General features: G+C 37.1%; 22 protein-coding genes and 1 pseudogene. 17 read left to right on the plus strand and 6 right to left on the minus strand.

Going from position 1 to position 25,934, the window contains the following annotated elements; all coding sequences use genetic code 11:
• Positions 1-58 precede the first annotated feature (58 nt).
• From C1A47_RS10635 to C1A47_RS10670, 8 genes are all read left to right on the plus strand, one after another.
• Positions 59-760, plus strand: coding sequence for a heteromeric transposase endonuclease subunit TnsA (locus C1A47_RS10635; RefSeq protein WP_005291218.1), 702 nt, complete (start codon positions 59-61; stop codon positions 758-760).
• Entirely contained in the window at positions 757-2,661 is a 1,905-nt protein-coding gene (locus C1A47_RS10640; RefSeq protein ID WP_227539770.1) for a Mu transposase C-terminal domain-containing protein, read from the plus strand. Before C1A47_RS10635 ends, C1A47_RS10640 begins: the two co-directional genes overlap by 4 nt.
• Positions 2,662-2,671: 10 nt before the next feature.
• On the plus strand, positions 2,672-3,583 hold the full coding sequence (locus tag C1A47_RS10645) for a TniB family NTP-binding protein (protein WP_111895079.1): 912 nt from the start codon (positions 2,672-2,674) through the stop codon (positions 3,581-3,583).
• On the plus strand, positions 3,580-4,635 hold the full coding sequence (locus tag C1A47_RS10650) for a TniQ family protein (RefSeq protein ID WP_111895017.1): 1,056 nt from the start codon (positions 3,580-3,582) through the stop codon (positions 4,633-4,635). The genes C1A47_RS10645 and C1A47_RS10650 overlap by 4 nt, the downstream gene beginning before the upstream one ends.
• Positions 4,605-6,050 carry a hypothetical protein gene (locus C1A47_RS10655; RefSeq protein WP_111895018.1) on the plus strand — a complete coding sequence of 482 codons (1,446 nt, stop codon included), beginning with the start codon at positions 4,605-4,607 and terminating at the stop codon, positions 6,048-6,050. The genes C1A47_RS10650 and C1A47_RS10655 overlap by 31 nt, the downstream gene beginning before the upstream one ends.
• 27 nt (positions 6,051-6,077) lie before the next feature.
• Positions 6,078-7,928 carry a hypothetical protein gene (locus C1A47_RS10660; protein WP_227539771.1) on the plus strand — a complete coding sequence of 617 codons (1,851 nt, stop codon included), beginning with the start codon at positions 6,078-6,080 and terminating at the stop codon, positions 7,926-7,928.
• Between the two features lie 71 nt (positions 7,929-7,999).
• Positions 8,000-10,084 (plus strand): AAA family ATPase, encoded by a 2,085-nt coding sequence (locus tag C1A47_RS10665; RefSeq protein ID WP_111895020.1) that lies wholly within the window; start codon positions 8,000-8,002, stop codon positions 10,082-10,084.
• A 115-nt stretch (positions 10,085-10,199) separates the two neighbouring features.
• Positions 10,200-11,687, plus strand: coding sequence for a hypothetical protein (locus C1A47_RS10670; RefSeq protein WP_111895021.1), 1,488 nt, complete (start codon positions 10,200-10,202; stop codon positions 11,685-11,687).
• Positions 11,688-11,692: 5 nt separating this feature from the next.
• On the opposite strand, the gene C1A47_RS10675 is transcribed toward C1A47_RS10670, so the two are convergent.
• The 3 genes and pseudogenes from C1A47_RS10675 to C1A47_RS10685 all read right to left on the minus strand — a co-directional run bounded on the left by C1A47_RS10675 (position 11,693) and on the right by C1A47_RS10685 (position 13,751).
• Positions 11,693-12,511: a hypothetical protein gene (locus C1A47_RS10675; protein WP_111895022.1), complete on the minus strand. Its 819-nt coding sequence runs from the start codon at positions 12,509-12,511 to the stop codon at positions 11,693-11,695.
• 103 nt (positions 12,512-12,614) lie between these two features.
• Positions 12,615-13,454 (minus strand): annotated as a pseudogene (locus C1A47_RS10680) (YifB family Mg chelatase-like AAA ATPase); the annotation flags it as partial.
• A gap of 69 nt (positions 13,455-13,523) precedes the next feature.
• Positions 13,524-13,751: an accessory factor UbiK family protein gene (locus tag C1A47_RS10685; RefSeq protein WP_111895024.1), complete on the minus strand. Its 228-nt coding sequence runs from the start codon at positions 13,749-13,751 to the stop codon at positions 13,524-13,526.
• Between the two features lie 244 nt (positions 13,752-13,995).
• On the opposite strand from C1A47_RS10685, the gene glnK reads away from it, so the two are divergent.
• The 6 genes from glnK (at position 13,996) to C1A47_RS10715 (ending at position 19,439) form a co-directional block, all read left to right on the plus strand.
• Positions 13,996-14,334 (plus strand): P-II family nitrogen regulator, encoded by a 339-nt coding sequence (gene glnK / locus C1A47_RS10690; RefSeq protein WP_004749947.1) that lies wholly within the window; start codon positions 13,996-13,998, stop codon positions 14,332-14,334.
• 61 nt (positions 14,335-14,395) lie between these two features.
• On the plus strand, positions 14,396-15,799 hold the full coding sequence (locus C1A47_RS10695) for an ammonium transporter (RefSeq protein WP_111895025.1): 1,404 nt from the start codon (positions 14,396-14,398) through the stop codon (positions 15,797-15,799).
• A gap of 122 nt (positions 15,800-15,921) precedes the next feature.
• Positions 15,922-16,380, plus strand: coding sequence for a transcriptional regulator NrdR (gene nrdR / locus C1A47_RS10700; protein ID WP_111895026.1), 459 nt, complete (start codon positions 15,922-15,924; stop codon positions 16,378-16,380).
• 3 nt (positions 16,381-16,383) lie between these two features.
• Entirely contained in the window at positions 16,384-17,463 is a 1,080-nt protein-coding gene (ribD, locus tag C1A47_RS10705) for a bifunctional diaminohydroxyphosphoribosylaminopyrimidine deaminase/5-amino-6-(5-phosphoribosylamino)uracil reductase RibD (RefSeq protein ID WP_111895027.1), read from the plus strand.
• 2 nt (positions 17,464-17,465) lie between these two features.
• A complete protein-coding gene (locus C1A47_RS10710; RefSeq protein ID WP_111895028.1) occupies positions 17,466-18,758 on the plus strand; it encodes a DNA adenine methylase in 1,293 nt (430 codons plus the stop codon).
• A 21-nt stretch (positions 18,759-18,779) separates the two neighbouring features.
• On the plus strand, positions 18,780-19,439 hold the full coding sequence (locus C1A47_RS10715) for a riboflavin synthase (RefSeq protein WP_111895029.1): 660 nt from the start codon (positions 18,780-18,782) through the stop codon (positions 19,437-19,439).
• 28 nt (positions 19,440-19,467) lie between these two features.
• Here C1A47_RS10715 and C1A47_RS10720 read toward each other — a convergent pair whose 3' ends face one another.
• From C1A47_RS10720 to C1A47_RS10730, 3 genes are read right to left on the minus strand one after another with little or no spacing between them, the layout of a single operon-like run.
• Positions 19,468-20,088 carry a hypothetical protein gene (locus tag C1A47_RS10720; protein WP_111895030.1) on the minus strand — a complete coding sequence of 207 codons (621 nt, stop codon included), beginning with the start codon at positions 20,086-20,088 and terminating at the stop codon, positions 19,468-19,470.
• A gap of 34 nt (positions 20,089-20,122) precedes the next feature.
• Positions 20,123-20,530 carry a DNA polymerase III subunit chi gene (locus C1A47_RS10725; protein WP_111895031.1) on the minus strand — a complete coding sequence of 136 codons (408 nt, stop codon included), beginning with the start codon at positions 20,528-20,530 and terminating at the stop codon, positions 20,123-20,125.
• Positions 20,523-21,956, minus strand: a complete 1,434-nt coding sequence (locus C1A47_RS10730) for a leucyl aminopeptidase (protein WP_111895032.1) — start codon at positions 21,954-21,956, stop codon at positions 20,523-20,525. Before C1A47_RS10730 ends, C1A47_RS10725 begins: the two co-directional genes overlap by 8 nt.
• A 156-nt stretch (positions 21,957-22,112) precedes the next feature.
• Between C1A47_RS10730 and lptF the strand changes: the two genes are divergently transcribed.
• From lptF to gpmI, 3 genes are all read left to right on the plus strand, one after another.
• The gene (lptF, locus tag C1A47_RS10735; RefSeq protein ID WP_111895033.1) at positions 22,113-23,204 is read left to right on the plus strand and encodes an LPS export ABC transporter permease LptF; all 1,092 of its coding nucleotides are present in this window, start codon (positions 22,113-22,115) and stop codon (positions 23,202-23,204) included.
• A 10-nt stretch (positions 23,205-23,214) separates the two neighbouring features.
• Positions 23,215-24,285, plus strand: a complete 1,071-nt coding sequence (lptG, locus tag C1A47_RS10740; RefSeq protein ID WP_111895034.1) for an LPS export ABC transporter permease LptG — start codon at positions 23,215-23,217, stop codon at positions 24,283-24,285.
• A gap of 99 nt (positions 24,286-24,384) precedes the next feature.
• Positions 24,385-25,932: a 2,3-bisphosphoglycerate-independent phosphoglycerate mutase gene (gene gpmI, locus C1A47_RS10745; RefSeq protein WP_111895035.1), complete on the plus strand. Its 1,548-nt coding sequence runs from the start codon at positions 24,385-24,387 to the stop codon at positions 25,930-25,932.
• The last annotated feature ends 2 nt before the right edge of the window (positions 25,933-25,934 follow it).

A 25,934-nucleotide genomic window follows, 5' to 3' on the forward strand; every position in this document is an offset into this window, starting at 1 on the left:
GACCCTACAAAGTTGCATATTACCAAAATTAGACTCTACAAAGTTGCAGAGAGCCAAAATGCCAATTAAAGATGATTTTAAACCCGTCCGAAAACCTAAGCCTGTTTATGGCAGTGTCTCAGGTTATTATGCTTTTAGAGGTGAAGACACAATTTGGTTTGAATCTACGTTAGAGCGAGATTTATTACAAAAGTTAGAATTTAATGTAAATGTTATGCAAGTTGTCAGTCAGCCTGTAGAAATTCCATATCGTACAAATTTAGACAATCTTTCAACGTATACGCCTGATTTTTTAGTGCAATTTTATGAAACTAAATGCTATCAACCACCTTTGTTAATTGAAGTGAAGCCTATACAGAAATTGAAAAAAGACTGGACTATTTTAAAGCCAAAATTAAAAGCTGGTCTTGGATATGCTCATGAGCATGGCTGGAATTTTAAAATTTATGATGAAAAACGCATTAGAGATCAATTATTAGCAAATATTCAGTTTCTTAAGCGCTATAAGAATGCAGATTTTCCTAAGGATGAAACTATTCGGATTCTAGATAGATTGGAAGAATTCGGAGTCAATTGTGTAAATGGCTTAGCAAGTAGCCTATATAAATCTGATCAAAAAGTTTTACAAATGATAGCTCATATCTGGTTTCTAATTGAAAAGAAATTCATTTGTTGTGATTTAACACAGCCACTTAAACCAACAACGGTGATATGGGTAAATAATGATCTGAAAAATTATATAAATTTTGAGGGCTTATGATGAAAGAGCAAATTACTCTTGATAGGCGTCTGCTCCAACTCAAAGTTGGAGCAATTGTTCAATATCATAAAAATGAATACCAAATTTCAGATATTTTAAGTTTTGAAGAAGTCATCGGAGTTCATTTAAAGACTTTCAAATCTGAAATCCTTCGCATCGATGAGCTAAGTTTAAGTGAGTTAGAAACTGATCAGGATAATCACCATATTGAACACTCAGAAATATCAGAAGATGATTGGAAAACTGCCATAAAGCGATATTCCATAATTCAGGAATTTGTTGATAAATCGAGTAAGGCTGAGGTAATACAACTAGCTGATCAAGAGGGATTACACTATACAACTATTTATAACTGGTTATCGGCATATAGAAAGTCGAAGTCAATATTGGCTTTATTACCGAATAAAAGAGGTTGGAAAGAATCCAAAAGTCGTCTTAACGATACGACTGAAGAAATCATACGTCAGGCGATTAGAGATTATTATTTAACAGAACAAAAGCCTACATTAAGTAGTCTAGCTGAAATGGTTAAAGCTTTATGTCTAAAAAATAATATTGAGCCACCTCATCCGAATACAGTTAGATATAGAGTACGTCAGATTAATGAGCAACTTGTATTAAAAAGTCGAGCTGGAAAAAAAGCTGCGAAAGATAAATTTGAACCAACCACAGGGCATTTCCCGAATGCCAATTATCCATTAGCTGTTGTTCAAATTGACCATACACCCATAGATATTATTGTTGTTGATGAAACACATAGATTACCAATAGGCAGACCATTTTTGACTTTAGCTATTGATGTGTATAGTCGGATGATTGTTGGTTTTTACCTTTCCTTGGATCATCCTAGTGCAACATCTGTTGGGTTATGTATTGTCAACTCTATTTTGCCTAAAAATCGCATTCTTTTAGAGCATGATATCAATACTACTTGGGATGTATGGGGAGTAATGGACACGATACATACCGATAATGGTGTAGATTTTCGCACAGAATTCTTGCAAAGATCTTGTTTGAAGTATGGGATTAACTGGGAGTTCAGACCAATTGGGAAAGCAAATTTTGGAGGACATATTGAGCGTCTGATTGGCACTGTAAATAATGAAATTCACCTTTTAGAAGGCACAACTTTTTCTAATATACAAATGAAAGGAAACTATCAGTCAGAGAAAAAAGCTGCCATTACTCTTAAAGAATTAGAGAAATGGTTAATTTTCTGGATGACAAAAATATATCACCAACGAACTCATTCTAGCTTAAACATGTCCCCAATAAAAAAATGGGAACAAGGAATATGGGGAACAAAAGACCAAGCTGGTACAGGATTAAAGCCAAGAGTGAATGATGAAATAACTTTAGCACTTGATTTCTTACCTGAATTTAAAAGGACAATACAGCGTTATGGGGTTGAGTTAGATAAATTACAGTATTATTCAGAAGTGTTACGAAAATGGATTGGCTGTAGTGATCCTGACAATTATAAGGTTAAACGCAAATTTTCATTTAGACGTGATCCTCGTGATATCAGTTATATCTGGTTTTATGAGCCTGATTTAAAAAAATATTTTAAAGTATATACATCAAAAAAAGAGATCCCTCCTATTAGCATTGCAGAATACGAAATTGTGCAAAAAAATCTACAAGAGCAATTAAAAGATACAACTAATCAAGATTTTATTTATCAAGCGATATTGGAATCTAAAGAAATGATTAAAGATGCTTCTAGCAAAACAAAAAAGGCAAGAAAACAACATGAGAAAAATTTATTACGTGATAAGCAGGCTTTAAAACCACCTAATTCTTCCAAAAGTCCTGTACTTGAATTATTAAAATCAGCGAATCCAGTTATACAAGATGATTTTTGGAATGAATCAATAGAGCCATATAATGACATTGAGTGAGTATCACAATATGAATGAGTTTTCGCATTTGCATGAAAGTGTACGGCAGATTATTTTTTTGTCGAATCAAGAAAGGTTGAAGTACCTCTATTCAGATAAGTGGATAGGATATGACAGAGCGAAAAATATTTTAGATTTACTAGATGACTTATTAAATCAACCTATAAGGATTCGTCCACAAAGTTTATTAATTGTGGGTGAGCCTAATATTGGAAAAACAACAATCATAAGAAAATTTGTAGAAAGACATCCTCAAACAAATATTGAAGATCAATTTAATAAAATTATTGAGGTGAGGAAGCATCATCTTTTAATAGATGCACCAATTGGTGCTGATGAAAAAAAGCTTTATATTGCTATTCTAGAACAATTTTTAGTAGCTTTTAAACACACGTCGCCAGCTATTCAGTTGAAACAGCAAGTTGTTCACTTATTTAGAAAGTTTCACATCCGTATGCTAATTATTGATGAAATCCATAATTTTTTAACTGGCACACCGTTGAAACAACGTGAGATTATGAATGTTTTAAAAAGCTTAAGTAATGAGTTAAATCTATCCATTGTTGGTGTGGGAACCCAAGAAGCTGTGCAAATACTTTATTCTGATCAACAACATGCGAGTCGTTTTGATGTTGCAGAATTAACGACATGGGCATTGGATAGTAATTTCAGGAAGTTATTAGCAAGTTATGAGAAATTATTACCCTTAAGGCAACCTTCAGGGTTGGCGGATAAAGAAAAAGCAATTGCTATACATCAAATAAGTAGTGGGAATTTGGGAGACATTATTCGGTTATTAATGGATTGTACGAAGGACGCTATCGATTCTGGAAAAGAAAACATTGATATTTCTATAATCAATCACTTTCGTGAACGCAAGACCAATCAAAGTTATAGATCAATTCGTAGTATTAATGTATGAAACTTTGGTTTGTAGAGCCATATGATGATGAATTACTAAGTTCATGGTTAATACGTACCGCAATTGCTCAAGGATGCGAACCTTTAACTTTAACGCACAAAATATGGGGGAGAAGTTGGAGACCTTGGACTAGCGATTTAGATCTAAATATAGATTCTGAATATCTTGAGATATTGTTATCTAATACTATGTCACAGGATCAGTTATTACTTTTAACATTGAAGAATGAGAACAATATAATTAATAGTCGAAGTCCTCAGGGGAGATGGATTACTAAATTAGGGATTCGTAGTTTAGATCGTACAGGGGGGCTCCGATTTTGTCCTGTTTGTTTAAATCAACAGGCATATTTAAAGAAATCATGGAGATTAGCATGGAATGTATGTTGCCCTCAGCATAGATGTCTATTACAAACTATTTGCATAGATTGCTCATTACCTTTTAGCCCACATAAATTATCATATAACAGGCTAGATATCCGTTATTGTGTAAGATGTGGTCATGATTTGAGTTTACAGATCAGTTTTAATTCCTCGAATGAAATTTTTAATGTTCAAAGGAAATTGAATAGCTATATAAAAGTAGGTGACAGATATATCGATAATGATTTAATTGTAAATAAAGTATTTGATAAATATCATTTTTTATTAAGATTTCTCAATCATGCTTGTGCTATTCAAACTGTTTCAGACATAAGGCTAATCAATGATCTGAGCATTGAAATAAGTAAAAAAAGTAGATCAAGTGAAAATATTGAAACAATGTCCCCCGACTGGTTGTTTGAATTAATGAAAATTATCTCAGTGATACAGGATAAATCTGCGATAGAACTAGCTCTCTTTTTTCAAGAATTTGGATATACAAAACAAAGCTTTACTTCAAGAATAATAATGAATAGATATAGTTTTAATAAAGATTTTTTAGAATACTTACCTTCATTGCCTAGAAAGAAAAAAGAGCTAATAAAGAAAAAATTTACTCATACTGTTGAACCTTTACCAAAAGAACAGGTATTAGAAAAATGGAATCAATTGTTGATGAAATTGAAGTAAAAATTTGTTTTGGCTGTAAGGTAGAGTTAGATATACCAAAACGAAAATATTTTGGTAAAGTCTTTTGTGACTATTGTTATCAAAGAAAATTTATTATAAAAAAATGTAATCTCTGTCAAAATAATAAAAGGATATTTGAACAAGATGATACTTGCCAAGCCTGTTTAGTTCAGACTTTACCATGCATTAGATGTAATAGGATTGGACGAAAAATTGGAAAATTAGTAGAACATGGGATCATTTGTAATTCTTGCTCAGTTTTTTTTAGGAAACTTAGAAAATGTGATGAATGTGGGAAAGAAAAAAGATATATACATAATTATTCATTATTTGATTCACAGAAAATCTATTGCTCCCAATGCATCAAAAAATTATTTCACCAAAAATGTTCCTCATGTAAAAATAAAAACTTCATTTATGCGTGTAATTTAAAACAAGATAAATTCTGTAAAAAATGCTTTTTAAATAAAAAATACTGTCGGATATGTCATATAGATATTCCTGCTGGTAGTTGGACAACAGAGTGTCGAAACTGTGGAGCTAAGAGGCTGTTTATTGAAAGAAAGGAAGAGTACGTCAAAGAGTTTGATTTAGTTGTAATAAATTTATATGAAGCGGTGTTAAACGTCTTATGTGAGCAGAAAGGCTATATTATCGCTGCTAGAATGGTATTGCAGCTTAGTCCTGTTTTTAAGCAAATGAACAGATATTATTTTGAATTTAAAATTTTACCCAGCAGTAGTCTTGTCAAAAACGAGTTGAAGAAATTTAAAGTCAATTATACGAGTCTCATTTTAAAGGTAATGCATGATCTAGGTTCAAGAAATCATGAGGAATTTTTAATTAAAGAAAAAATTGCAAATCAAATTTTAAAAATTTCAATCACAAATCAATTTTATGATTGTTTTACGAGTTATGTTGAAAAAATAAATAAAAAAACCAGTCAATTACATTCCAAAAGATTAGCAATTACATCTGCGGTCATGTTTGTTAGATTCGTCAATATTTTAGAAAAAAAAGAAATTAATCAGATGATTGTGGATCAATTTTGTTGGCTACATTGGGGGCAACGTGCATCCTTAACAGGATTTATCAATCATCTAAATATTTATTATGATTTGAAGCTTATCATTAAAGATAAAGGCAAGTTTGTTTTTGAAAAAAGAAGAGAATCGAACGTACGATTGGAACAGCAGATAATCTCAATACTTTTAATCTCTGAATCAACTATTAAAAATCATCTATTACAAAAAGTATTTACCTATATGCATAATATTGAATTTCCTGATGATTTAAAGAATGTGGATGTTGTCAGATTAGTAAGCGTAAAAGACTCTGTTAGGTTAAAAGGTATAACCTTTTACCTTGGATTAGGTAGCTTGAACTTTACAAAATTAAATGCTACTAATGATTGAATTGTAAACTATTTAACGGTTGGTAGAGTGTTAGTAGAAGAATTTCCAGATGATAGAATCGTACGCATAGTCTACGCTACGGGATCTATTCCGATTACGAGTGATTATGTATCCAATCCTCTAGTAAATGTTTTTCTAGTACCAGCTCCTTGGCATTCTAAAACACATGAGCCACAACTAATTCAAATTCCGATTGCTGAGCTGGATGTAGTAAGAAGAGGGACTGTTTGGCGTGGCAAAGAAAAAATCCTATATAACAAAAAAATTGGTGACAGTAGACAGCATCAAGATTTTTTTGAATTTAATAAATATTCAAAGGAAAAAGGTAGTGAGGAAACAGAAGTAGATTTTGAAATAAAAGTAATCCCCAATGAAAGCAAGATGGTGAAATTTGGGTCGCAGGATAATGATGGAAACTATCTTATTCCATTTTCTTATTTTTCTTTGCCTCTAAATTATAACGGTCAGCCTAGAACTAAAGAAAATGCTAATTATCAAAATCAGGTAAATGTTAAAAATAGTTTTTGCAATGTTTTTACTGATAATGGCATTGAATATGTTATCCCATGTCTAGAAATTTTTACCGCTTTGTATGCTCCAATGAGAAAAGAGCTAAGGCGTATGATTCTGACACATACGAAAGAGCAAATTATTTCAAAGTATGTGGATACAGATAGTAGTGATTTTAAAATAGGTTCTGACAATCAAATAACTTTGAGACTAAAAGAAAATTTGGGGGATAGTAGTGCAATATTTCTTGCACATTTAATATTGTCAGACCATACAAATAAAGTGTTTGATCAATTTAAAAATAGTATAGCTTCTAAAGAAAATGATCATCTGAATGTAAGGCTTGAAAGCTATTTTACAGGTAAGACAAATATTACTGGCAGGGGAATTTGGTTAAATGAGGAAAAAACTAGATTATTAGTACTTCGTATAGAGTCATTCCAACTTCCAACTAATATTCAAGTAAATATTGTTGAAAAAAGAAAGTTTAAAAAACTTAATAAGGATCAAAAAGTTAATGGTGGTACTGAGGTTGAAATAGACACGGTAAGAACTGTTGTTAAAGATAAGAAAATTAATTTGACTAATAGTCGACCAAATGAGGGTGGTAGAAAAAATTATATTCTTTCGGAAGTTCAAACTTCTGCAATAGATGGTACAGTCATAAGAACTGTAAATATGGAATACCCTACTACAGTATTTGAAGATGATGATGAATTTACTTTTTATAAAGAAGATATAATTATTGAAGATGAAAAAAAAGAGGAGATAATTAATATTTCATCTGGGGAAAAATATATTCATCAGGGCAAAAAAACATGGGTAAATGAAACTAAACAGTCTAATGCTTTAAAAGATCCAACAAGGGTTCCGATTGATGTTTTTAATGCAATAAACGAGTTAAAAAATGAAGATGAATCTTATTTTTTGAAAATAACAAATAATCATGGTTGCGTCTCAAACATCATTGATGATTTTAAAATAAGTTATGCTGATTATGAATGCATTGAAAAAAAGAATTGGGTTTTAAGAAAAAAAGAATTTCGAGAAATAATGCTTCTTCAATTATTTTTTAAATATTCTAAGTTCGAAAATTTTGATAAATATATGAATTACTATTTATTGGAAATAATGAGACGAGAAAAATCTAAAGAGAGTTATATTGGTTATTTGATCAAGGTACCATATAGATTAAGAGATGATCATCTTAAAGATTTATTAAAAGCATTAGCAGATACTGAAGGTCGATTAGAAGAAAAAGATGATTGTCTCAAGTCTTTTAAACATTCGAAAGGTGGTCTTACTTGGAGTGCAAAAATGAAAAAAACAATTCTTGAAAAGTTTGAAATCAAGTTGGTGGACAATTAGGTTTAAGTTTACTGATTATAGACTTGTACATATAAGCTATAAGTTTTTTATTATATTATGAGGGTTTGAACGTGTTATTGACTGGATTTCAAGTTGAAAATTTTAGATCAATTGATAAAAGTGAATGGATCGACGTAGAAGACGTTACTGCTTTAATTGGTACTAATGAATCAGGGAAAACTAACTTATTATGTGCTTTGTGGAAGCTTAACCCTGCTAGTAAAGATGGGGACATTAATCTCTTAACTGATGCACCACGTAAACTATATAGTCAGTTGAGGGCTAGTAATAAGGAAACAGTATTTATCCGTACTGAATTTTTATTGAATGACGAAGAGTCTAAGCATGTTTCTAATTTAAGAAAAAGACCACAAAATGAGGTAAAAAAAGTTTCTGTTTCAAGAAGGTATGATGGGATTTATTTGATTAGTTTTCCTGATGAAAAATCACCAACATTAAAAGCAGATATTTTTCAAAAATTTATAGATGAGAAAATTAAATATATACAAGAGCTTCAATTGTTAAAAAGTGAAAATGAAGAGAAACGTGATAATTTTTCTGATGTTTTTAATCAACTTAGAGGTTTATTTGAAAGCTCAATAATAGATAAAGCACGTATTGATAACGCCAGTTCACTTTTATCAAATTTACGTGATGAGAAAGAACCTAAAACAAGTGAGTTCACTAAAACTTTAAATGAAACAGAGAGTTTTTTTAAAGATCATTCAACTGAAATTGATAGACCTAGTGCCGATGAACTAGCCGAGTCTAGGCATTATATTGTTAAAAATCTTCCAACTTTTGTATATTACTCAAATTATGGAAATTTGGATTCTGAAATTTATTTACCTCACGTTATTGAAAATATGAGTCGAACAGATTTGGGGGCAAAAGAGTCTGCCAAAGTAAAAACATTAAAAGTTCTCTTTGATTATGTGAAACTCGAACCTCAAGATATTCTAGATTTAGGACGTTCAGATTCAGATGATGAATTGTCAGATGAAGAAATTGAATTAAAATCCAAAGAAAAAAAAGAACGTAGTATTCTTCTGCAATCGGCATCTACTGAGTTAACAGCAAAGTTTAGAGATTGGTGGAAGCAAGGTGAATATAGATTTAGATTTGAAGCTGATGGTAATCACTTTAGAATATGGGTATCTGATGATAAAAGACCTGAGGATATTGAACTAGAGGGACGTAGTACAGGTTTACAGTGGTTCTTAAGCTTTTATCTGACATTTTTAGTAGAAAGTAAAGACTCTCACAAAGATTCAATCTTATTGTTAGATGAGCCAGGTTTATCTTTGCATCCATTAGCTCAAAAGGATTTGTCATTATTTTTTAGAAATTTATCTAAAACTAATCTGATACTTTATACAACGCATTCCCCTTTTTTGGTAGATTCTAATCATTTAGATCGGGTGAAAGCCGTATTTATACAAGATGATGGAACTACAAATGTATCTTCTAATTTAAGAGCAAATGAATCTAATCCATCACAGACAAAATCAATTTATCCCGTACATGCTGCATTAGGTCTTAGTGTCTCTGAGATGCTATTTAACAACTGCACACCTGTTTTGGTAGAAGGACCTTCCGATCAAATATATCTCTCAGCAATAAAAACCTTGTTAATTGCATTTGGTGAATTAACGCCTAAGAAAGATATTATTTTTGTTCCTGCTGGTGGTACTAGAGGAGTAAAACCAATTGTTAGCCTATTGACTGGTAAAAATGAAGAATTACCTAAAATTCTTCTTGACTCAGATAGTCAAGGAGAACAAATGGTACAAGCCTTAAGAAAAGATCTATATAAGGATAATCCAGAATATGTGTTAGAAGTTTCAAAAATTGTAGATATGGAGCAAGCTGAAATAGAGGATTTAATACCTGCAAATGTAATAATTAAAATGGCAAGATATCAGTTGCGTTCAAATAATCCCGATGTCGAGTTCGAAGATGTATATGAAGAAGGTAAGCCTATTTTGAAGCAATTGGAAAAATTTGCTCAAGATAATGAGATTCCTTTGGAAAAAGGATGGAAAGTTGATTTTTCTAGATTGGTAAAAAATAATTTATTAAAAACAGATAAAAACAAGATTGATCAGAGTGATCTAGAGAGATGGAAGGCACTATTCGAAAAGATATCTATTTAGGATATTTTAAACTTTAAGTGACATAGTGTGATTTTTGTACTTATTGTAGTATTCTTTATTTAATCAAGTGTTTGCTTTGGCTTGCACTTGTTAATATTAAGTATTTAGGATAGAAATGAACTCTTTATCAGATTTAATAATAGTTTTTTTTAAAGTGCTAACTGTGAATTACAGTCTATATTTGGGGAGGATTAAAACTCATTATCCATCAAATGCGTTGCTAGCGAAGATTATTGAAAATGACAAGAAAATTTCAGAGCTATCTTTTAAAATTAATAAAATAATGTCAATAGCTTCTAACTCTGTTAATGAAGAAGATATTATACAACTAAATATAATAAATAAATTGTTGGATAGAATGGATTGTGAGAAAAGAATCGAGAATATTCCTTTTGAAAATAAAGTTGATATAAAAAAGTATCCTTTATATTTTTGTTGTATGGAAGCTTTGGATTATGCACTTGATACGGTGGAATATAACAATAGTTATCATGATGAAGATAGTAATATTGTATCTAGTCAAATAAAAATAATAGTATGTAATATTTTGAATAAAAAGAGTTTATTTCAAAAATATACTAATGTTTTAAAAGATGATATCGATTTTATTTATGAGGTTAGAGATAATGGTGGTGAGGATCAGGAGGATTTTCAATATGAAGCTTTGCTAATATTTTTGTTAATAAAAATATATATATTAAATTATTTAAATATTTCTTTGAATTATAGTTATGAGAGGAAAGTTGCACATTATACTAATATTGATGTTGCAATGATGCTGATAGAAAAAAATACAAAATTAAGACTAGTATCTCCAGAATTTATGAATGACCCTTCAGAAGGGAATATGTTATTTAAATTTATGAATATTAGCCCTGAAAGCTCAGATGATTTAGGTAAAGAACAACTTAACTTTTTTTCTTGTTTTACGTTTAATCATAATTCTTTAAATCAATTTCGATTGTATGGTCGGAAGGAGCTTATTGAATGTTCAGGTGTAAGTCTAACTATAAATAATAAATTCTTTCAAGAAAATGACTCTTTTAACTTATATAGGTGTATTTATATAGAACCAAAGACAGGCTATCTAGAGGTAGCAAAAAGAAGTAAGTGGTCATTTTTTCAAGAATATGCGGATACAAAGTCAATAGATGACATTGAAAGACTTTATTGGAGATATAGTAAGAGTATTACTTTAAGGAATAAGCTTTTAAGCCATGGTGTTTTATTAATGAAAAGTTTGGCTAATATATATGATAATTCAAAAAATAAAATATTCTTAAAGATATTAGATCATATATTAACATCTTTAAAATTTCTATTTAAACATTTTTCTTTTAAAGAAGAAGAGGAGTGTAGATTGATGACAATAGGTACACTATCATCACCAAGTGTTACCTATGATAAGAAATTAAATTCAACATATATTGAATATAGCAAAGATGTAAGTGACTATCTTGATAATATATACTTAGGGGTGGCTTCGAAAGATTTACTAACCGCTATAAAGATTTCTGCTTTAGGTAAATGTTCAAATTTACCTAAAATTAAAGTTTCAGATAATCCTTATAGGGTGTATAAAACAATAGATAAATTATCTTAAATAATTTATCTAGTTTCTATTGGTTTTATCTTATGCAGGATGTTATTTTTAAAGAAGTCATACGGATATAAATTGTCAAATTTAATATTTTGTATTTTTTCTAATGATACATCTGAGGTGCCTGTTGCTATAGGAATAAAATTCAATTTAGTGCCATCATTGGTATATCCAGTACTGTAAATATATTTTTGAAATTTGGTTATTTGATTGAAATGGTTTTCTATTAATTCTTTATCATTTGTCTTTACTATGATTGGATTATAAATATCATTTATTTGAGGGTGATACCTTTCGTCGCTTTTGCCAATAAAATAATTCGGCAAGTAGTCAGCCTCATTTTTTTGATAATGTTGGTACTTGAGTGTTAAATCTATTACATTAAATGGTGGTGCATAAACCCAAGCATGAGGGGCTGTAAAATCACCTGTATCTATAGCCCAAAAGTGTGTTTGAGGAAGATTGGCTCTATTAGGAAAGTTGATTGTTAAACTTCCTTTTATGACACAATTCCAAACACCAAGTTTATCTAGAACTCTAGATATAACTGTACTTACATCTACACATGCTCCTAATTTTTTATTATTTCTAATACTGTTGTAAAATAATTTGCAAATTTCTTTTATTGTGTGTTCAGCTTGTACTAGATATTGGTCTGAATAGTTTCTTTTATTAATATATGCAGCATATATTTCTAAAAACTTAGGATCTTTTTTTTCTTCATTTATAAAATTTTCATGATCATAAAAACCTGGTGTATTAAAAGGTATTTTCTTTTTAAGAAGAAGCGCTTCTATTTCTGTCAATGATAATTCTATATATTCCATCTTTTTGACTCTAAATCTGTAACTGACTCTTAAACTTATCAATGAATGTTAGAAAATGGTAGAAAAATATTTTGTACAGTAGAATTAATTTTTAGAATTAACAACCACCTCCCACCAAAGCAATTGCCGAGGCTGTATGATGCGGAGCGCGAAATGGGCGCTGACCAAATTGATAAGGCTGATTTGCAATAGAATAAATGCTGGCAACAGTCAAACTTTCATCTTGATCAAGTTTGGGTAAAATACCGGGTAGGCGAGAGGCCAACAGTGTTTTACCTGTACCTGGCGGCCCGCGAAATAAAATGGAATGATTTCCTGCTGCGGCAATTTCTAAAGCTCGTCGAGGACGAAGCTGACCTTTAATGTCTGCAAGATCTAATAAGGTCGAACCTTTTATTTCCTGTGTTTGGAGTACATGTAGCTCAATAGGCTGTTGGCTCAGTAAATGTTGGCAGACTTGCTGGAGTGAATGCGCAGGATATACATCTAAGTGTTGCAGCTGTACAGCTTCATCTGCATTGTCACTTGGTAATAAAAGTTTATGCCGAGCTTTTTTGCAGGCTAAAGCGATACTTAAAATGCTAGAAACCGCCCGTAACTGACCATCGAGCGCGAGTTCTCCAACCAGTTCATAATCAGCAATTGCCTGATCAGGGATTTGTCCAGATGCAATCAAGATTCCAACTGCAATCGGTAAGTCCAGACGCGAACTATCTTTAGGTAAGTCTGCAGGGGCTAAATTAATGGTGAGACGTTTAGTTGGAAACTGAAAGCCACTATTAATAATGGCAGATCGAACACGATCCTTACTTTCTCGTACAGCAGCCTCGGGTAAACCGACAATGGTTAAAGAGGGCAAGCCTTGACTGACATGAACTTCAACTTCAATCAGAGGAGCCTGTAGTCCCAAGACTCCTCGCGTATAAACTTTTGCAAAAGACATGTAATTTTTGGTTCCGTTTTGGTGCTTATTATTTAATCAATATTGTCTTTATTTGCACACTTATGGTGCTTATTTTTGTGATTCTAATGTGCTTTCAAGCTGTTTGATTTTTTCATCCAATAAAGCTAGTCGTTGATTTGCAAGAAGTAGTGCATTCTTTTGGCGTTGAATTTCATCTTGTGAGACTAAATCCATGCGTGTTACTGCTTCATTGAGTAATGCTCTCAAATTGTGCTCCAGGTCTTTTTTTGGTTGATCAATTTGCTCTAATATAGCCTGTAGTAAGGTTTCGATCATGATGTGATCCTTATAAGTGGTCGTAAAATACTTGAAAGATGCCGCATTCTAGCATGATGTGTTTTGGTCATCATAAATTGAAAAAAAACTTCTTTTTTTTCTGATCTATGCACGTAAGGCGTTAAAATAGGGTATAAAGATAGTTCGTGTCGGATCTTTCTGTATTCCCCTAACCGCAGGAAATTTGGCATGAAAATTGAACATAAAACCTTACAGCTGAACAACAAGCCGAAGGAAAACAAACATGAAGCTCGTAACTGCAATTGTAAAACCATTCAAACTAGATGATGTGCGTGAAGCACTCTCAGAAATCGGTGTCCAAGGGATTACCGTAACTGAAGTTAAGGGTTTTGGACGTCAAAAAGGCCATACGGAATTGTACCGTGGTGCTGAATATGTCGTTGATTTTCTACCAAAAGTAAAAATTGAAATTGCCATTAGTGATGAAATGGTTGATTCAGTGATTGAATCTATTACACGTGTTGCAAGCACAGGTAAAATTGGTGACGGTAAAATCTTTGTAACCAACCTTGAGCAAGTGATCCGTATTCGTACTGGCGAAACTGGTCCAGATGCTGTGTAACTTGGCACGAAGTTTGCTCAGCAGAGTTTAGCTCGCAAAAGATTAAGGTTGGGGGATACGCATGAAAAAAATAATTATGGCGCTTAGTTTGTCAGGCGCACTACTCGGTGGTTCTGCTGCTTGGGCGGATGACGCAACATCTTCTGCACCAGCACAATCAGCAGTTGTTGCATCGGAAGCAGCAACCACGGCAGCATCTGCTGCGACAGCAACACCCGCTTCAGCACCAGCAGTGACTCCTGCTCCTGCACCGGCTGCTACACCAAAATTAGATACAGGTGATACAGCTTGGATTCTGATTTCTACCGCACTTGTTCTTCTGATGACAATTCCAGGCCTCGCTTTATTTTATGGCGGTATGGTTCGTAAAAAGAATGTTCTTGGCACAATGGCACACAGCTTTATTGCAGCAGTGATTGTTAGTATCGTTTGGGTAGTGATCGGTTATACACTTGCTTTTGATTCGGGGAATGCTTTCATTGGGGGCTTTGGTAAAACCATGCTTTCGGGTATTACCACGGATACTTTACAAGGAACGATTCCTGAAATTCTCTTTGTGATTTTCCAAATGACTTTCGCGATCATTACCGTTGCGATCATCAGCGGTTCTGTCGCTGAGCGTATGAAATTTGGTGCCTTTGTCGCATTTATTACGATTTGGGTGATTGCTGTTTATGCACCAATTACACACTGGGTTTGGGGTGGTGGTTGGTTAGGTACAGACGGCGCTCTAGATTTTGCGGGCGGTACAGTTGTACATATCAACTCAGGTGTTGCAGGTCTTGTTGCAGCATTTCTCTTGGGTAAACGTATTGGTCTTGGTAAAGAATCCATGGCACCACACAATCTTGTATTAACAGTGATTGGTGCAAGCATGTTGTGGGTGGGCTGGTTCGGTTTCAACGGTGGTTCAGCTTTGGGTGCAAACGGCGCAGCAAGTTATGCACTGGTCACTACTCAAGTTGCAGCAGCAGCAGCAGCGATTTCTTGGTTGTTTGTTGAGAAAATGATTCGTGGAAAAGGCTCTGTACTAGGTGCTGCATCAGGTGCGGTGGCTGGTCTGGTTGTGATTACACCTGCAGCTGGTTATGTCACTGTAAGCGGTGCATTAATCATGGGCTTGATTGGTGGTGTAGTCTGCTTCTGGGGGACAACTGGCCTTAAACGCCTACTGAAAGTTGATGATTCTTTGGATGCTTTTGGTTTACACGCAGTTGGTGGTATCGTTGGTGCGATTTTAACAGGTGTATTTGCAAGCCCATTCATTATGGGTGACAAAGCGCCAACAGATCTTGCACACCAAGTTTGGGTACAAGTTGAAGGTGTACTTGCAACAATTGCCTACAGCGGTATCTTGACTTTCGTGATCTTGAAAGTGATTGATGTTGTGATCGGACTTCGTGTCAGCAACGATGATGAACGTATGGGTCTTGACCTTAGCCAGCATGGTGAACGTATCGAATAATCGATAGATCATCGATTAAAAAAAAGCCCCTGATAGGGGCTTTTTTTATTTCAAACACAACATTTAGTATCTGGAAGATTTTTGATACACTAGAGCGACCATTTTTCTTGATTCATTGTGTAATGCATTGTCCGTTTTGTAATGTTGCTGATAGTAAAGTCATTGACTCGCGTTTAGCTGCGGAAGGAAGCCAGATTCGCCGTCGCCGTGAATGCCCGAGTTGTGGTGAGCGCTTTACAACTTTTGAAAGTTATGAAGTCGTTATGCCACGCGTGATTAAATCAAATGGTAAAAATGAACCGTTCGATGAGGCTAAACTGCGTCGTTCACTCATGCATGCTTTACAAAAACGCCCTGTTACACAAGAACAAATTGAAACGGTGCTTAGCGATATTCAAATTAAAATTCGCCGTTTAGGTGAGCGAGATGTCAGTTCACGTACGATTGGTGAAATTGTGATGCAGGCTCTTTTTTGTTTGGATCATGTGGCTTATGTGCGTTTTGCATCGGTCTACCAAGATTTCCAAGATGTTGAAGCTTTTCGTCAACATATTGAGTTAATGCAACAACGAGAACACTAACGCATGATGTCGAATTCTTCTGATGCTATTTATATGCAGCAAGCCATTCAACTTGCGAAACAAGGCGTGTACAGCACGAAACCTAACCCAAATGTGGGCTGTGTGTTGGTCAAAGATGATCAGGTGATCGGTCAGGGATTTCACCCACGTGCAGGTCAGCCCCATGCAGAAGTTTTTGCTTTACGTCAGGCTGCTGAACAAGCACGAGGTGCAACGGCTTATGTGACACTTGAACCTTGTGCACATTATGGTCGTACGCCACCCTGTGCAGAAGCACTGGTCAAAGCTCAAGTGAAAAAAGTCATTATTGCCTGCTTAGATCCAAATCCATTGGTGGCAGGTAAAGGCGTGGAAATCTTAAAAGCTGCGGGTATTGAGGTTGAGTCTGGGCTTTGTGAAGCGGAAGCGGCTGCTTTAAATCGTGGATTTTTAAAAGCGATGGCGACCCAAATGCCTTATGTTCGTCTGAAAGTTGCGTCCAGTTTAGATGGTCGCACAGCCATGGCATCGGGTGAGTCGAAGTGGATTACAGGTTCGGCAGCACGTCAGGATGTACAGCACTGGCGAGCTATTTCAGGTGCCGTCATTACAGGAATTCAGACAGTCCTTGCGGATGATTGTCAGTTAAATGTACGTGAGTTAGCTGGTGTGGATTTAACGACAGTGGTACAACCAAAACGTATTGTGCTGGATCGACAAGGTCGATTACCGTTGACTGCAAAGATTTTGCAACAACCAGAGACTTTAATGGTCATGGGGCCTTTTCGACAAGAGCTGGCAGATTTAGGTATCGTACAGCTTGAGATTCAGCCTTTAGATGATTTGTTAAAGCTATTAGTCCGTGACTACCAAATTTATGATGTATTGGTGGAGGCGGGTGCAACCTTGGCTTCTGCTTTTATTCAGCAGAACTTAGTTGATGAATATATTCATTATGTCGCACCCACATTACTGGGTTATTCAGCACGTGCTATGTTTCAAGCTGATTTGCAAAGCTTAAACCAGCAATACCGTTTTCGTATTCAGGAAGTTGCCCAAGTTGGGGATGATCTTCGCCTTAACTTAATTCCATTGCAAGAGTGATTATGAGTTCAGAAACAACGCTTTATCATAAACGCCGCCATGCTGCTCGTACGACTGATGAGTATTTATTTCATCAGTTGGTTCCGTATTTGGGAAACAAGCGTCGCTTATTGCATTTGATTTTAGAAGCGCTGGAAGAAACAGGAACACTCAATCGAAAAGGCAAGCGTGCGCCCATTTTTGCGGATTTCTTTGCAGGCAGTGGCGTGGTATCACGTTTAGCCCGTCAAAATGGCTATCGGGTGATTGCCAATGACTGGGAGCCTTATAGTCACGCATTAAACCATGCGGTGTTGTCTTGTGTAGATGCGCCCAAATTTAAAGAGCTGGGTGGTTATCAGAAAGCGATTGACTACTTGAACCGCTTGCCTTTAGCGAAGGGTTGGGTGACACATAACCTTTGTCCGCGTAATGACGAAGAATATGATCCTGCGCGTGACCGATTGTTCTTTAAACGCCGTAATGGTATGCGTATTGATGCGATCCGTCAGCAAATTGCGACATGGCAGGCACAAGGGGCAATTGATGATACTGAAATGAGTGCGCTACTTGCACCTCTGTTATATTCAGCCAGTTTTGTCAGTAATACCAGTGGTGTGTTCAAAAGTTTCCATCATGGTTGGGGAGGGAAAACCCAAACCGCACTGGAACGAATTGAGTCATTACTTTGGTTAACCCCGAGCCGTTTTTGTGAAATTGGGGATGCTAAAAATCCGATGGCAGAAATGTGGTGTGTCGATGCACAGCATTTAGCCAATCAGATGAGTAGCTTTGAAGTCGATGTCGCTTATTTGGATCCACCGTACAATCAGCATGCCTATAGCAGTAATTATCATGTGTTAAATTCACTGACGCTTTGGGATCAGGCTGATTTGCCATCACCAGACACCAAAGGTTTTAAAAGTGGGATTGACCGTGCATGGCGTAAAGAACGTCCGAGCTTATATAACTCATCTAAACACGCCAAAGAAGCCTATGAGACTTTACTGGCAACGATTAATGCACGCTATATTTTGACCAGCTACTCGACAGATGGAAATATTGCTGCCAAAGATTTGTTAAAAGCCAACTTGGAACGTGGCCGAGTGACCCTATTAACACAAGATGTACCGCGCTATCGCGTGAGTAAGCAACGTCAGTCAGAGCGCGCACGTGTACTGGAATTTATTGTGATTACCGATACGCACGCGAAGTCTGGGCCACCATTGCGACAATTATTGGGACAACTTTATCATTATGCGGAATTGGGCGGTGTTGATACCTCAGGGGTCAGCGCTCAATTGGCACTGTGGTAAGCAAAATAAAGAGAACAGACTATGTTTACTGGAATTATTGAAAGCTTAGGTAAAGTTTCCAGCCTGCAAAATGTAGGTGGTGATGTGCGTCTACGGATTCAAACAGATCTAGATATGTCCGATGTGCATTTAGGCGATTCGATTGCGACTAACGGCATTTGTTTGACGGTGATCGAGTGGGGAGAGAACTGGTATGCTGCTGATGTTTCCCGTGAAAGTCTGAACCGCAGCACATTAGGTTCATGGCAAGTTGGACAGCCTGTCAATGTTGAAAAGGCGATGTTGCCAACCACCCGTTTTGGTGGTCACATTGTCAGTGGGCATGTCGACGGAATTGGTGAAATCACCTTGGTACGTGAAGATGCGCGTTCGCTGTATTTCGAAGTGACAGCACCTGTCGAGCTTGCTAAGTATCTGGCAGAAAAAGGTTCAGTGACAGTGGATGGGATTAGCTTAACGATCAATCATTTACGTGGAAATATTCTCAGCTTGAATTTGATTCCACACACAGCAGAACGCACTAATATCGGGACATGGAAACAAGGGTCAAAAGTGAATCTCGAAGTGGATGTGTTGGCACGCTATATCGAACGTCTGTTATTGGGTAATAAAGCCGCAGAACAGAAACCCCAGTCGAGTATTAGTATGGCTTTTCTAGCTGAAAATGGTTTTCTAAAATAAAAAAATCTCGGCAGATGCCGAGATTTTTTTAAGTATTTGAAGATGGATGCTGTTCCAGCAAGTGTCTGATTTCTTCATCTGCGGCTTGCTGGATTTTCTGATTTAAACTATTCACACTTTGTTGAATTTGTTCAATCAGAACTTCAGCTTCAAGCTCTAAACGAATTTTTAAATTGTCCAGCGCATGCTGAATTTCAGGGCTAATTACCGTATTGGCATTGGGTTCAAAACGTAGTGTTGGTGTCGTTGTATAACGTTCAGTGTAGTTAGTGCTTTCTTGAGAAAGCTGTTGTTGTAGTGCTTGTAATTGTTGGGTTTGTGCCTGATATTGCAGGCGTTCATCGAGTTGTAGGTCATCGATATAGGCTTGTTGCTGTGCTCGTTTTTCTGCCAAGGACTTTTCCAAAGCATGTTGGCGACGAATACGTGCTTCCTCAAGTAGTCGGGCTTTGAGACCAGCATAAGCACTTTCGATGGTTTCATAAGACTGAAGCTGAGCCTGTTTATTGTGGGACAACCAATCATCCAGACGCACATCAGCCGCAAATAATTCACAAATCCGTGTCAGGTCATTGATATAGGTTTGGCGAACGGCTTGTGGCGCATTAAGCCAACGCTTTTCAAAATCTGCTCCAACATCTAACGCCACAATTTCACTCCTCAAAATAACACATTGGTTTATATTATAATTTAAAAGTACGTGGGCTGATGCCCCAATCGCGATACTGTCTAAACTTGTTGCGTCCTATTATTTTAGTCGATTCTTGATTTTCGACAATTTCAATAATGTGTTCAAACGTGTCTTGGGGTTCAAGTGCTTGGTCTTCAAAGTTGAAAATGAGCCAAGATCCTTGTTCTGGGAGTTGTGCCGAGATACAGACACTGGCTTGTGGTTGATCAATGCCATGGGGAATAAAGCTTTGCGGATCGAAACTCCACAAAGCTTCATCGAGTAACTGTTGCTGTTCGGCTTGGCAGCAATACCACCAAATCCGTACAGGCTGTCGCAACAGTTTTCGCGATAAACGGCAAGCACTGTCGACTTGCCGTTCTACGCTATTTTCAAACAGATAAAAACTGACTTTAGTCATGTTGAACACGGTTCGCAATAAATTGCATTAATAACGGAACAGGACGACCTGTTGAACCTTTACTAGCACCAGAAAGCCATGCTGTGCCTGCAACATCTAAATGTGCCCAGCGATAGTCACGGGTAAAACGTTGCAAGAAACACGCAGCGGTAATTGCCCCGCCGTGAGGCCCACCAATATTGGCAATATCTGCAAATGGTGAATCCAGTAATTCTTGATAGTCATCCAGCACGGGCATACGCCATACACGGTCAAAGCTTTGTTCGCCTGCTTGAGTCAGCTCTTGTGCCAAGGCATCATCTGGAGAGAATAAACCACTGAGCACTTTACCGAGTGCCACCACACAAGCGCCTGTTAAAGTTGCAATATCAATCACAACCGCAGGGTTGAAGCGTTGGATATAAGTCAATGTGTCACAGAGTACCAAGCGGCCTTCGGCATCGGTATTTAAGATTTCGACGGTTTGCCCGCTCATGGTAGTGACGATATCACCTGGACGGGTCGCATGGTCAGATGGCATATTTTCTGCGGCCGCCACAGCACCGACCACATGAATTGGTAACTTCGCTTCGCATAGTGCACGCATAGTACCGAGCACGGATGCAGCACCGCACATGTCGAATTTCATTTCATCCATGCCTAAGCCAGGTTTGAGTGAAATACCACCTGTGTCAAAAGTCACGCCTTTTCCAACAAGAACAATCGGTGCTTGTTCTAATTCAGCTTTGTATTCGAGGGTGATGATACGACCTGCACGAGCAGAGCCTTTACTGACTGCCAAGAAGGCATTCATACCCAAATCAGCAATTTGCTGCTCATCAAGCACAGTCACTTTGAGTAGTTCAGGATATTCGGCAGCCAATGTCAAAGCTTGTTCTGCAAGGTATTCTGGGAAACAGATATTTCCTGGGCGGTTGCCGAGGTCACGTGCAAAATTCTGTCCAGCATTGACGGCTTGAATCAGTTGAAGCTGCTCAGCATTCAGTGGAGATTGCGCTGTAATGAATTGAATTTCATCTAAAATAAATTCATTTTTCTTCGATTTAAATTCATCATAGCTATAATTGGCTTGTGTTAGGCTCAGCGCAAACAGGGAATGCCACTGTTCAGGGAGTGCCGAGATATCAATATCAATCTGACGATATTTTTTTTGAGAGGCTTTGACAATGGTTTGTGCCAATTTAGCCAGTTGAGTTGCCTGAATTTGAGCCGCATCACCTAGACCCAGCAAGCTACAAAATGGATAATGATTATGCTGTGTAATTAAGGTTACACTTTCATTCAAGCTTGCTTTAAATTGTGCCGTTGCCAAAACTTGTTGGTAATTTTCAATATGTTGTGCGGCTGGATGTTGGATTTGTTCAGCATTCACCAAGACAAATAGGGCAGAGCCTGCGTCTTGAGTGTTTTTTAAAGACAGTTTCATATGATTTTAAATGCCTATTGATGTTTGCAGAATTTAAACGATTGCAACATTACACTGGATCGGGTTGCAATGTGCAATACAAGTATGGGTTTTTTCTGTTGGCTATTGGGTTAAACTACTCACCAATCATGTTTTCATTTTTTACGGAAGCTTCCTTTGATTATTCGACGTTATCTTGTTAAGCAGGTGATGGAGACCTCTCTGGTCGTCATTGCTCTACTCACATTAATTATGATGGGCGGTCGCTTAATCAAATATTTTGGTATTGCTGCACAAGGACGCTTGGATGCCAGTGTGTTATTTAGCATCATTGGTTATCGCTTACCTGAATTTCTGACGCTCATTATGCCATTGGGCTTTTTTATTGGCTTAATGCTGGTCTTTGGACGTTTGTATATCGATCATGAAATGGCAGTACTTAATGCGAGTGGTGTGAGTCGTAATCAGTTGGCTCGTCTATTGGCTCCGTTGACCATTGGCTTTCTGGTTGTTCAGTTGGTAATGATGACTTGGGTGTCGCCTTGGGGCTTACGTAAATTCGAGCAGCTATCGAGTTCTCAAGCAGTACGTACAGGCTTTGACTTGGTTCGTCCAAAAGAGTTCGTTTCGTCAGGGCCTTATACCATTTATGCTGGTAGTTTGTCGGAAGACCGTAAGAATTTACAAGATGTCGTTTTCTATGAACGTGCCACTAAAGAGAATAAACCAGATGTGGTGATTTTGGCGCGTGAAGCAACGCGTGTAGAAATTCCAAATGATCCTGCCAGTGTGGTGGATTTGATCGATGGTCGTCGTTATGAAATCTATCCAGGACAGCCACGTTATACTCAAGCTGAATTTAAAAGCTACCGTTTAAGAATTGAAAATAATAAAGATGCAGAGGTTTCAGGTGATCAGGCTGAATCCATGCGTTTAGCGCAATTATGGGAAAAACGCCAAGATCCTGTTGTGCAAAGTGAACTCGGTTGGCGGTTATGTGTGCCATTTGCCATTGTAGTGGCATTACTGTTGGCAACAGCACTTTCTGAAGTAAATCCACGTCAAGGGCGTTACTATCGTTTACTGCCTGCAATTCTGATTTTCTCCAGTCTGATTGTGGCATTGATGGCAGTCAAAACAAGAATTACCAAAGACCAGTTAAGTGTCTGGGCTTATCCAGCTGTACTGTTTGTCTATGCTTTTGTGACTTTATTGTTTTTGCGCAAACCCAATCTTGCGCCAAAGTTAAAACTTAAATTGAGTAAGTGAGGTTAAGTGAATGTTCGCACGTCGTCTGGTCGCTAAACATGTGACGAAAACCTCAACTTTGGCTATGCTCGGGGCTACAGCAGTCCTGACACTGTTACAATTTCTATTCACCTATTTGGCTGAGCTGAGTGATCTTAAAGCTGGCTATGGTGCCATGCAGGCTTTAGCTTACGTATTTTGGAATACTCCGAATTACTTGTACCAAATTTTACCAATTTCAGCACTGATGGGATCGGTAATTGGCCTTGGAACTTTAGCATCCAATAGTGAACTGATTGTAATGCGTTCGGTGGGATTAAGTTTGTGGCGAATTGTGGGCTGGGTTATTCGCTCGGCCATGCTTTTAGTCATTCTGTCCTTCGCGCTGAGTCAATGGGTGATTCCGTATAGTAATGAGCGTGCAGATAGTATTAAGAAACATCAAACGGCTGCTGCACTGGGTGAAGTGAAAGGTTACTGGACACGTGAGGGTCAACGCTTTATTTATATCGACTATGCCAATTCCCAAGGTGCATTACGCAATATTCAGGTTATTGATTTGGATGATCATTATCGTCTTAAAGGCGTGCTGAATGCAGAGCAGGGACAATATAGTAGCGCTGGAAAATGGAACCTCAAGCAAAGTCAGCAAATGCAAATTCAGCCAAATGGTGATGCTCATCTGACAGAATCGGCACAATTGCCATTATCTTTGGCTTTGCAACCTAAATATGTGCATATGGTCACGATTGACCCTGAAGATTTGGCACCAAGTCAGTTGGTTTCATTTATCAATTACTTATCTAAATACAGTCAGGTTCCAAAAACTTACCAGTTGGCTTTCTGGAAAAAAGTGGGCATGCCATTTTCACTGATTGCTTTGGTGGTGATCGCCTGTTCATTTATTTTTGGGCCGCTACGTCAGCAGTCGATGGGTTTTCGTCTGGTCATTGCCTTGTTTGTTGGTCTAGGCTTTTACTACATGCAAGACTTTTTGGGTTATGCAAGTCTGGTCTACTCGCCATCGCCTGCATGGTTTGTGTTTGTGCCAATTGTTCTGATTTTTATTGTAGGTGGTTATCTTCTGAATCGTGCCAAATAATGTTAACTGAGAATGATGATCAGTTTTTAGTAGATGGAGAATTGCTTAAAAATTAGGTAAAATGCGCCCACGCAATTGACTATTGAAAGAGAGCTAAAAATGACGGATGCGAAGGCAGCTAAGATTCCTCATGTCTTGGTAATTATGGATGGTATTGGACATCGTGAAGCGATTGAAGACAATGCTTTCTTAGCAGCAAAAACGCCAAATTTGACGGCAATGCAAGCAAAGCATCCGCATAGCTTAATTTCAGGTTCAGGCGAAGATGTCGGTCTACCTGACGGACAAATGGGGAACTCTGAAGTTGGACACATGAATCTGGGTGCAGGTCGTGTGCTGTATCAAGATTTTACCCGTATTACCAAAGACATTCGCTCAGGTGCATTCTTTAAACACGAAGTGTTGATTGATGCCGTCGAAAAAGCCAAAGCCACAGGCGGTGCGGTACACATCATGGGACTGTTGTCTGAAGGTGGTGTGCATTCACATGAAGATCATATTGTTGCAATGTGCGAACTGGCACTGAAACGTGGTGCAAAAGTCTATTTGCATGCTTTCCTTGATGGTCGTGATACACCACCACGTAGTGCTGAGCCGTCTTTACAAAAACTTGATGCGGTCTTTGCTCAATATCCAAATCAAGGTCGTATCGCAACGATGATTGGCCGTTATTTTGCAATGGATCGTGACAACCGTTGGGATCGTGTAGAACAAGCTTATCGTTTATTGACCGAAGGTGAAGCCGTTCGCGTCGTTGCTACAGCAACAGAAGGCCTTGCACAAGCTTATGCGGCAGATGAAAGCGATGAATTTGTCAAGGCAACCCGCGTGGGTGATGTTGCTGCCATTCAGGATGGTGACAGTGTTGTATTTATGAATTTCCGTGCCGACCGTGCCCGTGAACTCACTCGTGCCTTTGTAGAAAAAGACTTTACAGGATTCCAACGTAAAGCTATGCCTCAACTGGCAAAATACGTGATGCTGACCCGTTACCAAGCCAGTATTGATGCACCTGTTGCTTATATGCCTGAAGCTTTACACAATTCACTCGGCGAATACTTGTCTAATTTGGGTAAAACCCAGTTACGTATTGCTGAAACTGAAAAATATGCGCATGTCACTTTCTTCTTTAGCGGTGGTCGTGAAGAAGAATATCCAGGTGAAAAACGTATTTTGATTCCATCACCGAATGTTGCGACATATGACCTGAAACCAGAAATGAGTGCTTATGAAGTGACGGATGAGTTAGTCAAAGCGATCAATTCAGGTGAATATGATCTGTTGGTGGTGAACTTTGCTAACGGTGATATGGTTGGACATACAGGTATTTTCAGTGCAGCAGTGAAAGCGGTTGAAGCTGTCGATACTTGCTTGGGTCGTGTCTATGACGCAGTGATGGCAAATCATGGTCATATGCTGATTACAGCCGATCATGGTAATGTTGAGCAAATGCAAGACTATCAAAGTGGACAAGTACATACCCAGCATACGACCGAATTGGTGCCATTTATTTATGTTGGCCCAACCCAAGCGGTGATTGCTGAAGGTGGTGTGTTAGCCGATGTTGCACCGACTTTATTACATCTCATGAATATTCCTGCGCCAGCTGAAATGCGTGGACGCAATTTAATTACATTACAAGCATAAAG

Source organism: Acinetobacter sp. MB5 (assembly GCF_003261585.1).
Lineage (GTDB): Bacteria > Pseudomonadota > Gammaproteobacteria > Pseudomonadales > Moraxellaceae > Acinetobacter.